The sequence below is a fragment of the Cyanobacterium stanieri LEGE 03274 genome, from assembly GCF_015207825.1.
Classification (GTDB): Bacteria; Cyanobacteriota; Cyanobacteriia; order Cyanobacteriales; family Cyanobacteriaceae; genus Cyanobacterium; species Cyanobacterium stanieri_B.
In genome coordinates this window covers 1-1,146 of record NZ_JADEWC010000067.1, presented here as the reverse complement: position 1 = coordinate 1,146, position 1,146 = coordinate 1, and the positions used below count along the sequence as shown (strand labels likewise).

The window sequence follows — 1,146 nt, the reverse complement described above, 5'->3', positions numbered from 1 at the left end:
ATGACTACCACTTTACAACAACAACAGTCTTCCGCATGGGAGCAGTTTTGTCAGTGGATCACTTCTACCAACAACCGCTTATATGTAGGTTGGTTCGGTGTATTAATGATCCCTTGTTTATTAACTGCAACCACTTGTTTCTTAATCGCTTTCGTTGCTGCTCCTCCCGTGGACATCGACGGAATCCGTGAACCCGTAGCAGGTTCTTTATTATATGGAAACAACATCATCTCTGGTGCAGTAGTACCTAGCTCCAACGCTATCGGCTTACACTTCTACCCTATTTGGGAAGCAGCATCCTTAGATGAATGGTTATACAACGGTGGCCCTTACCAATTAGTAGTATTCCACTTCTTAATCGGAATCTTCTGCTACATGGGTCGTCAGTGGGAATTATCCTACCGTTTAGGAATGCGTCCTTGGATCTGTGTTGCTTACTCTGCACCCGTATCCGCTGCGACTGCAGTATTCTTAATCTACCCTATCGGTCAAGGATCTTTCTCTGATGGTATGCCTTTAGGTATCTCTGGTACCTTCAACTTCATGTTTGTATTCCAAGCAGAGCATAACATCTTAATGCACCCCTTCCATATGTTGGGTGTAGCTGGTGTATTCGGTGGATCTTTATTCTCCGCAATGCACGGTTCTCTCGTAACCTCTTCTTTGGTACGTGAAACCACCGAAACCGAGTCTCAAAACTACGGTTACAAATTCGGTCAAGAAGAAGAAACCTACAACATCGTAGCTGCTCACGGATACTTTGGTCGTTTAATCTTCCAATATGCATCCTTCAACAACAGCCGCGCATTACACTTCTTCTTAGGTGCATGGCCTGTAATTGGTATTTGGTTCACCGCAATGGGTGTATCTACCATGGCATTCAACTTAAATGGTTTCAACTTCAACCAGTCTATCTTAGATAGCCAAGGTCACGTAATTGGAACTTGGGCAGACGTATTAAACCGTGCCAACATCGGTATCGAAGTAATGCACGAACGTAATGCTCACAACTTCCCCTTAGACTTAGCCTCTGCTGAAGCAGTTTCTGCTCCTGTAATCAACGGTTAATTTCTACTTGGAATTGAGTTTAACAACTAAATAATAACTAGAAAGCACTCTCCTTTATTGGGGGGTGCTTTTTGGTGT

The 1,146-nt window shown here is 43.6% G+C and carries 1 protein-coding gene; it reads left to right on the top strand.

Annotated features, from left to right (window positions below; all coding sequences use genetic code 11):
• On the top strand, positions 1 to 1,068 hold a 1,068-nt coding region (gene psbA / locus IQ215_RS14285), incomplete at its 5' end, for a photosystem II q(b) protein (RefSeq protein ID WP_015221347.1).
• Between the last annotated feature and the right edge of the window lie 78 nt (positions 1,069 to 1,146).